The organism is Trichococcus sp. (genome assembly GCF_049684335.1).
GTDB lineage: Bacteria > Bacillota > Bacilli > Lactobacillales > Aerococcaceae > Trichococcus.
In genome coordinates this window covers 24,741-33,919 of record NZ_JBAVFV010000013.1, presented here as the reverse complement: position 1 = coordinate 33,919, position 9,179 = coordinate 24,741, and the positions used below count along the sequence as shown (strand labels likewise).

Below are 9,179 nucleotides of genomic sequence, written 5' to 3'. Positions count from 1 at the left end.
GTGCTGGCAATCGCTCCCGAAAATTTGACGGAAGTGCTCAGCGTTCTGACCGAGAACGATGAAAAAGCCTACGTGATCGGATCTGTGGCTGCAATAACATCAGAAAAAGAGGTTATCCTGAAAGAGGCTCAAGCATGAGGATAGCTGTCTTTGCTTCAGGAAACGGCTCGAATTTTCAAGCCATCGCCGAAGCCATCGCGTCAGGTGAAGTGGATGCGACGATCGCTTTCCTGTTCTGCGACAAGCCGAAAGCATATGCAATCGAGCGCGCCAAACAATACAATATCCCGGTGATCTCCTTTACGCCGAAAGGCTTCGAGGATCGGGTCGCCTACGAAAATGAAATTTTGAAGCATCTAGCTGAAGAAAAGGTCGACTTGGTCGTACTGGCCGGTTACATGCGTATCGTCGGACCGACTTTGCTATCGGCCTACGCCGACCGCATCGTCAACATCCACCCGTCCTTGCTTCCGGATTTCCCGGGGCGGCATGGCATCCAGGACGCTTTCGAAGCAGGTGTTCCGGAGACAGGCGTTACCGTCCATTTCGTCGATGAAGGGGTCGATACTGGCCCGATTATCGCGCAAGAAAAAGTGGCGATCCTTTCGGAGGACACGCTGGAGACTTTGGAGACCCGCATCCATCAAGTGGAGCACCGGATCTTCCCGCAAGTGATCCAGCAACTGGCAAAAAAGAATAAAGGCTAACAAAATGGATGAGGACTCCGCGATTGTGGAAGTCCTTCCTTTTGTTAGAACCACATGAATCCATCATAAATTTAAGGAGTGACACACAGTGACAAGAGCATTGATCAGTGTTTCAGATAAAACAGGCGTTGTAGCATTTGCGCAGGCATTAGCAGCAAAAGGAATCGAAATCATCTCAACTGGCGGAACGAAAAAGGCTTTGGAAGAGGCTGGCGTACCGACTATTTCCGTAGAGGATGTAACCGGCTTTCCTGAAATGATGGACGGCCGCGTAAAAACGTTGCACCCACTGATCCATGGCGGACTTTTGGGCAGACGTGATCTTGCGGACCATATGCAAGCTATGAAAGAGCACAATATTGCACCGATTGATTTCGTTGTCGTCAACCTGTACCCGTTCAAAGAAACGATCAGCAAAAACGATGTGACTTTGGCTGATGCCATCGAAAACATCGACATCGGCGGCCCGAGCATGCTCCGCAGCGCGGCTAAGAACTACGCAAGCGTGACTGTCCTGACCGATCCGATCGACTATGCAAAAGTCCTTGCCGAATTGGAATCTGCAGGCGAAACGACTTTCGAGACGCGCCAAGCTTTGGCTGCAAAAGTGTTCCGTCATACCGCCAGCTATGATGCTTTGATCGCACAATATTTGACCAATGTGGTCGGCGAAACCGAACCTGAAAAATTGACTTTGACTTATGATCTGAAGCAGAGCTTGCGTTACGGAGAAAACGGCCATCAAACTGCGACTTTCTACCAAGAACCATTGGCTGTGCCTTTCTCGATCGCTAGTGCGGTCCAATTGCACGGAAAAGAATTGTCCTACAACAACATCAAAGACGCTGATGCGGCCATCCGTATCGCCCGCGAATTTGACGAGCCCGCTGTGGTTGCCGTCAAGCACATGAATCCATGCGGCGTCGGTATCGCAGACGACATCGATGCAGCCTTCGATCGTTGCTATGCAGCTGATCCTGTTTCCATCTTCGGCGGCATCGTGGTTGCGAACCGTCCTTTGGATGTGGCGACTGCCGAAAAACTGAACAGCATGTTCCTGGAAATCGTTTTGGCGCCAAGCTATACGGAAGCGGCTCTAGCCATTTTGTCCAAGAAGAAAAACGTCCGCATCATGACCTTGGATTTCTCTGCAGCAAAAGCAGGCGGAAAAGAATTCGTCTCCGTATTGGGCGGCATGCTGGAACAGACGCAAGACATCAACACAGAAGACGTACCGGCTAATTGGGAAGTCATGACTGAACGTCAACCGACTGAGGACGAAATGAAAGCAATGGATTTCGCCTGGAAAATCGTGAAACACGTGAAGAGCAACGCCATCGTATTGGCAAACAGCAAACAGACAGTCGGCATCGGCGCAGGCCAGATGAACCGTGTCGGATCCGTCAAAATCGCAATCGAGCAAGCTGAAGAGGCCAACGCCATCGAAGGTGCTGTGTTAGCGAGCGATGCTTTCTTCCCGATGAACGACAGCGTGGAATATGCTGCCAAACACGGCATCAAAGCGATTGTTCAACCAGGCGGCAGCATCAAAGATCAAGATTCGATCGAAATGGCAAACAAATACGGCATCACGATGCTGAAAACAAGCGTAAGACACTTCAGACATTAAGATGTGATGAATCCTACGCTCAGAGTTTGAGCACTAACGAGGTTCAGAACCAAGCAGCCTGATCTTGGCTGAGTGGGCCTGAACAGCGTTAGGCGGAGAACTCTAGGATTCAGAACTCGATTAAGCCAAAGATGTAGAACTCAATTAAAAGAGCACCAATTCAAAAGTATCAAGCTTCATATAAAAGGTTGGAGGATCTAACAGATGAAACTTCTTGTAATCGGCAGTGGCGGACGCGAGCATGCCATCGCTAAAAAATTAACTCAAAGCCCGTTGGTGGAGACTGTTTACTGCGCCAAAGGGAACCCAGGGATGGCCCAGGATGGCATCACGTTAGTCGACATTGCGGAAAACGACCATCAAGGATTGGTTCAATTCGTCAAAGACAACAACATCGCTTGGACTTTCGTCGGACCGGAAATCCCGTTGTTTGAAGGGGTTACGGATGCATTTGAAGCGGCTGGATTGAAAGTCTTCGGACCTTCCAAAAAAGCGGCCGACTTGGAATGCTCCAAGCAGTTCGCAAAAGACCTGATGAAGAAATACGGCATCCCGACTGCAGCCTACGAGACATTCGAGGACTATGAAGCAGCTGTTGCTTATGTGGAAGCCAATGGAGTTCCGATCGTCATCAAGGCGGACGGTCTGGCAGCCGGAAAAGGCGTCGTTGTCGCGATGACGATGACTGAGGCTCTGGATGCACTGAACGACATGCTCCTGCAAGGGAAATATGCAGCCGGCAAGCCGAAAGTCGTCATAGAAGAGTACCTTGAAGGGGAAGAATTTTCGTTATTCGCGCTGGCGAACGGTGCGAAATATTACTATTCAGGCGTCGCACAAGACCACAAGCGGGCTTATGACGGCGACAAAGGCCCTAATACGGGCGGCATGGGCGCTTATTCGCCTGTACCACAAGTATCTGAAGCGATGATTCAAGAAGTGCTGGATACGGTCGTAAAACCGACTGTAGAGGCGATGGTGGCTGAGGGTATCCCATTTAAGGGAGTCGTGTATGCCGGTCTGATGATCACCGCCAAAGGGTTGCGTGTCATCGAATTCAATGCCCGTTTCGGAGATCCGGAAACACAGGTCATCATGAATCAGATGGCTTCCGACTTGGCGCAAGTCATTGATGACATCCTGAACGGAAAAGATCCGGTCATCGAAATGTATACCGATCGTTACACTTTAGGTGTCGTTGTTGCAGCTGAAGGCTATCCGGAAGCACCTATGCAAGATATCCCGTTGCCTAATCTGGATACGGAAAATGCGGACTGCATCGTCTATGCAGCGGGTGTTAAGGCTGGCGAACAAGGCTTGTTGTCCAACGGCGGACGCATCCTGTTGATCGCTGGCCAAGGCGAAACGCTGCAGGACGCGCAGGACAAAGCTTACAGTTACCTGAATGCAAATCCGATTGCGCATACGTTCTATCGTTCCGATATCGGAGCAAAAGCGATCCGTTTTACAGAAAAATAGCAAGGTGAGGGGGAGGCTTCGGTCTCCCTCTTTGTATTTCTGCCTGGAAAAGTTATACTGAATCTAACAGAGATTTCCATTTGAGGAGTGATTGATATGGTGAAAACATTGATTCACAGCGGAAAAGTCGGACTGGAAGGTTTGAAATGGGAAGACCGTGCGGAACAGCCGACAGGACCTTCCGAGATAAAAATAAAGGTCAAAGCGGCCGGACTGAATCATCGCGACCTTTTTGCCTTGAGCCAAATCCATGAGAAGCATCCGGTTGTTATCGGCTCGGATGCTGCCGGCATCGTTGTGGCTGTTGGAGCAGAGGTGACGCGTTTCAAAATTGGCGATGAAGTGATGCTTTATCCCGGCAGCGGGTGGCGCGAGAACAGCGATACGGCACCGGAAACTTTCACGATCCTTGGTAGTTCGGAGCAGGGCGCCATGGCGGAGGAAATCGTTGTTTCCGAAGAGAATGCTGTCCATAAACCGGCTCATCTTTCTTGGGAAGAAGCAGGCGTCCTGTCCCTGTCCGCTTTGACGGCTTACCGCGCCTTATTCACAAAAGGCGGCGTATCGGAAGGCATGAAAGTACTGATACCAGGCATCGGCGGGGGAGTAGCCAACTATCTGCTGCAATTCGCTAAGGCCGCTGGAGCGATAGTGTATGTCACTTCCCGTTCCCAAGAAAAATTGGGAACGGCGCTGCAGCACGGAGCCGAAAAAGGCTTGCTGCACGATGAGGATTGGGTGGAAGCGATGGGTGGCGGAAAAGTGGATGTCGTCATCGAGTCGGTCGGAGCAGCCACTTTCGACAAATCGCTGGATGCGGTGCGCAGAGGCGGCACCATCGTGACTTTCGGCTCATCGACGGGCGATCTGGTCACCTTCGATCTGCGGAAATTCTTTTACGGACAGTACACGCTGAAAGGTTCGACGATGGGCAGTTTTGAAGAGTATGAAGCGATGATCCGTTTTGTGGAGGAACATGATCTCCATCCAGTGGTGGACGCCGTTTATCCGGCAGCGGATTTCAAAGCGGCCTTCCTACGGTTGGAAAATGCCGAACAGACAGGGAAAATCGCCTTGCAGATCGGCTGAACTGTAACAAAATAATTCCTGCGGGAAAGCCGTCCCTCCTCAAAACGCTATGCTATACTGGGTATGCTATTTCAGAAGTTCAGCGCGTACTATTTGAGGAGGATTTCCGTGAATATCAGTGAGTTGTTGTTCATCGCATCGATGATTACTTTGATCGTAGGATTTGTGGGTGTGGTGATGATTATTGTGTTGGGTGTGATGGATTTGCTGCATATCCATTTGCGCGTCTATGTGAACAGGAAAAAATATATCCGCAACGTGATCATCTTATTGGTGGCCGGCGGTTTATTGAGTACGGCCTACCTGATGATGAAATGAAGAAAACGTCCGTTAAATGCTTGCATTGCGTCCGCATTGCTTGTATAATCGGCTAGAAATCTATTTATAGTAAGCTGAAAAGAATATCCAAAATGAAATGCAGTCAAAGTGCTTTTCCTCCCGCTTGAACGAAGGGGAGGAGTGGGCGCTTTTTTTGTATGCTGAAACAACCAAGAAAGGACGATAATGAATGATTATAAATGAATTTGATACCATCGCTGCCATTTCGACGCCGCCGGGAGAAGGGGCCATCGGGATTGTGCGTCTGAGCGGGGATCAGGCAATCCAGATAGCCGACGCCTTATACCGATCAGGGACGAAGCATTTGGCCGATGTCTCTACACACACCATCAATTACGGGCACCTATATGATCCGCGCACAGGCGACATGATCGATGAAGTCATGGTGTCCGTCATGCACGGACCGAAGACCTTCACCCGTGAAGATGTTGTGGAAATCAACTGCCATGGCGGTGTTGTGAGCGTCAACCGAATTCTGCAGACGATTCTCCAGAACGGCGCCCGTATGGCGGAGCCAGGGGAATTCACGAAACGTGCCTTCCTGAACGGCCGGATCGATCTGTCACAGGCCGAAGCGGTCATGGACTTGATCCGTGCCAAAACCGATCGTGCCATGAATGTGGCTCTGCATCAGTTGGACGGCAAATTATCTGGCATGATCCGTGATATCCGTCAGATCATCCTGAACACATTGGCTGAGGTCGAAGTGAACATCGACTACCCGGAATACGATGACGTCGAGGAAGTGACGACGAAGTTATTGAAGGAACGCACCATTGAAGTGCGCGGACATATCCAGCATCTGTTGGATACCGCCAAACAAGGGAAAATCCTGCGCGAAGGCCTTCAGACAGCCATCATCGGACGCCCCAATGTAGGGAAATCCAGTTTGCTGAACCGCCTCTTGCGCGAAGAGAAAGCCATCGTGACGGACATCGCCGGCACGACCCGCGATACGATTGAGGAATACGTGAATGTCAGAGGCGTTCCTTTGAAGCTGATCGACACTGCGGGTATCCGCGAAACGGATGACATCGTAGAAAAGATCGGAGTCGAACGCAGCCGCAAAGCCTTGGCTGAAGCCGATCTGATTCTCCTGTTGATCAACCAGAACGAAGGGCTGACGGAAGAGGACAAACAGCTTCTGGAAGACACGAAAGACATGAACCGCATCATCCTTATGAACAAAATGGATCTGGAAGCGAAGATGACAACCGGTGAGTTGGAACCTTGGAGCGATCCTGAAAGAATCATCGAAACATCGATGCTGAGCGAAACCGGCCTTGACCAACTGGAAAAACAGATCACGAAGATGTTCTTCTCCGGAGAAACCGGCGAGACGGATGCAACCTATGTATCCAACGTCCGCCATATCGCGCTGTTGAATGATGCGATGGATTCGTTGGATGAAGTGCTGAGCGGCATCGAATCAGGCATGCCGATCGACCTCGTCCAGATCGATTTCACCCGTTGTTGGGACCTCCTCGGAGAAATCACCGGCGACAGCGTCCAAGACGAACTCCTCACCCAACTCTTTACACAGTTTTGTTTGGGGAAATAACAGGATGTGATGAATCCTGAGCTCAAACTCTAGGATTCAGAGTTCAACTACTAGGATACGATGAATTGCGTAATGAATGATAAGAAAAAATAGATAGCATAAATGAAAGGAATGGAAAAATGAACAGATTTGAAGCTGGAAGTTTTGATGTGATTGTTGTAGGAGCCGGCCACGCCGGATCCGAAGCGGCGCTTGCCGCTGCGCGTATGGGATGCAGCACGATGCTGGTTACGATCGATTTGAACATGGTCGCCTTTATGCCCTGCAACCCATCCATTGGCGGGCCTGCGAAAGGTGTCGTCGTAAGAGAAATTGATGCATTAGGCGGCGAAATGGGACGCAACATCGATAAAACGTATATCCAAATGCGTATGCTGAACACAGGGAAAGGCCCTGCCGTGCAAGCGTTGCGCGCACAAGCGGATAAGGATGACTATGCCCACCATATGAAGCACACCATCGAAAAACAGGAGAACCTGCTTTTGAAGCAAGCCATCGTTGAGGAACTGATCGTGGAAGACGGCGAAGTCAAGGGCGTAGTGACGCATACAGGTGCCGTTTACCGTGCTGGGGCTGTCGTCATCACAGCCGGAACCTCTTCCCGAGGGAAAATCATCATCGGGGACTTGGTTTATTCTTCAGGACCGAACAACTCACAGCCATCCATCAAGTTATCCGAAAATCTTCTTGATCTGGGATTTGAATTGGCGCGCTTCAAGACCGGCACGCCGCCGCGGGTGATGGCTTCGAGCATCGATTATTCCAAAACCGAGGAACAACCCGGTGACGTTGAGCCGAACCATTTCAGCTTCCTCTCCAAAGATGAAGACTATCTGAAAGATCAATTATCCTGCTGGCTGACTTATACGAGTCCGGAAAGCCATGAAATCATCCGCGACAATCTCCACAGAGCGCCGATGTTCACGGGTATCGTGGAAGGTGTAGGGGCGCGTTATTGCCCATCAATCGAAGACAAAATCGTCCGTTTCAGCGACAAGCCGCGCCATCAGCTTTTCCTGGAGCCTGAAGGCCGCGAAAACGAAGAAGTCTATGTGCAGGGCTTGTCCACCTCATTGCCGGAGGATGTTCAGCTTGATTTGATCCGTTCCGTACCGGGGATGGAAAATGCCCAAATGATGCGGACAGGTTATGCCATCGAATACGATGTCGTAAAACCGCATCAGTTGCGCCTTTCCTTGGAGACAAAATTGGTGAAGAACTTGTTCACTGCCGGCCAAACGAACGGCACATCGGGTTATGAAGAAGCTGCCGGACAAGGCATCGTCGCCGGCATCAATGCCGCTTTAGCTGTGCAAGGGAAAGAACCCTTGATTTTGAAACGTAGCGATGGCTACATCGGCGTCATGATCGATGATTTGGTGACAAAAGGAACAATGGAACCTTATCGCTTATTGACTTCGCGCGCCGAGTATCGTCTGTTGCTTCGCCATGACAACGCTGACTTCCGCTTGACTGAAATGAGCCGCGAAATCGGTTTGGTGACGGAAGAACGCTATGAAACATTCTTGGAGAAAAAACAGGCCGTTGAAAAGGAAATCGCCCGCCTTGAAAAAACCCGGCTGAAACCGACTGAAGAACTGCAGTCTTTCCTTATGGAACAAAACTCCGCTCCGCTGAAGGATGGCATTTTATTTGCTGACCTGCTGAAGCGTCCGGAATTGAAGTATGAAGGTCTGATTGCTTTTGCGCCGTTTGAAGTAGCCTTGCCGAAAGAGGTCATCAAGCAAGTGGAAGTGCAGATCAAATATGCAGGCTACATCAAGAAAGCTGCCGAAAAAGTGGATAAACTGAAAAAAATGGAAGAAAAGCGCATCCCTGCGAACATCGATTACGATGCAATCAACGGAATCGCGAACGAAGCCAAACAAAATCTGAAGAAGATCCAACCGGAAACAATTGCCCAAGCAAGCCGGATCAGCGGCGTCAACCCAGCCGATATTTCCGTTTTGATGGTCTACGTCACCCAAGGGAAAATCGCCAAAATCTCAGAATAAATTTAAAGAAGCAGAAAGCCTATAGTAACAGGCGTTCAGGACAAAGAGGCTATCGCTGCTTCGACTGATGCTGAAACGTTCGGCTTCGAAGCAAGCGACGTTACCGGAGGCGGTGCGGCGGCAGCGAAACCACTTATACAAATGTTTTCGAGTGGCGGAACGATCAATCGAAATAAAAAATCATCCTTGAGTAAGGATGGCGCATATGCTAAGATGATGACATAACTGCATACGAAAAAAGGGAGCTTGTGTCAGCAGGCTGAGAGGAAGTAATCAACTTCGACCTATTACCTGATTTGGATAATGCCAACGTAGGGAAATAACATTGAATGATTCTATTCAGCGGGAAATGCCTATTC

General features: G+C 50.0%; 7 protein-coding genes and 1 riboswitch. All 7 genes read left to right on the top strand.

Annotated elements, in window-relative coordinates; all coding sequences use genetic code 11:
• Window positions 1-134 precede the first annotated feature (134 nt).
• The gene (gene purN, locus WBM30_RS03780) at window positions 135-707 is read left to right on the top strand and encodes a phosphoribosylglycinamide formyltransferase (RefSeq protein ID WP_424899452.1); all 573 of its coding nucleotides are present in this window, start codon (window positions 135-137) and stop codon (window positions 705-707) included.
• A gap of 88 nt (window positions 708-795) precedes the next feature.
• Entirely contained in the window at window positions 796-2,337 is a 1,542-nt protein-coding gene (gene purH, locus WBM30_RS03775) for a bifunctional phosphoribosylaminoimidazolecarboxamide formyltransferase/IMP cyclohydrolase (RefSeq protein WP_424899451.1), read from the top strand.
• Between the two features lie 204 nt (window positions 2,338-2,541).
• Window positions 2,542-3,816 (top strand): phosphoribosylamine--glycine ligase, encoded by a 1,275-nt coding sequence (purD, locus tag WBM30_RS03770; RefSeq protein ID WP_424899450.1) that lies wholly within the window; start codon window positions 2,542-2,544, stop codon window positions 3,814-3,816.
• Window positions 3,817-3,912: 96 nt separating this feature from the next.
• Window positions 3,913-4,905 (top strand): zinc-binding dehydrogenase, encoded by a 993-nt coding sequence (locus WBM30_RS03765; protein WP_424899449.1) that lies wholly within the window; start codon window positions 3,913-3,915, stop codon window positions 4,903-4,905.
• 108 nt (window positions 4,906-5,013) lie between these two features.
• Window positions 5,014-5,223: a hypothetical protein gene (locus tag WBM30_RS03760; RefSeq protein WP_424899448.1), complete on the top strand. Its 210-nt coding sequence runs from the start codon at window positions 5,014-5,016 to the stop codon at window positions 5,221-5,223.
• A gap of 190 nt (window positions 5,224-5,413) precedes the next feature.
• A complete protein-coding gene (mnmE, locus tag WBM30_RS03755; protein WP_424899447.1) occupies window positions 5,414-6,805 on the top strand; it encodes a tRNA uridine-5-carboxymethylaminomethyl(34) synthesis GTPase MnmE in 1,392 nt (463 codons plus the stop codon).
• A 119-nt stretch (window positions 6,806-6,924) separates the two neighbouring features.
• Window positions 6,925-8,820 carry a tRNA uridine-5-carboxymethylaminomethyl(34) synthesis enzyme MnmG gene (gene mnmG, locus WBM30_RS03750; protein WP_424899446.1) on the top strand — a complete coding sequence of 632 codons (1,896 nt, stop codon included), beginning with the start codon at window positions 6,925-6,927 and terminating at the stop codon, window positions 8,818-8,820.
• 228 nt (window positions 8,821-9,048) lie between these two features.
• Window positions 9,049-9,155: riboswitch (TPP riboswitch) on the top strand.
• Window positions 9,156-9,179 lie beyond the last annotated feature (24 nt).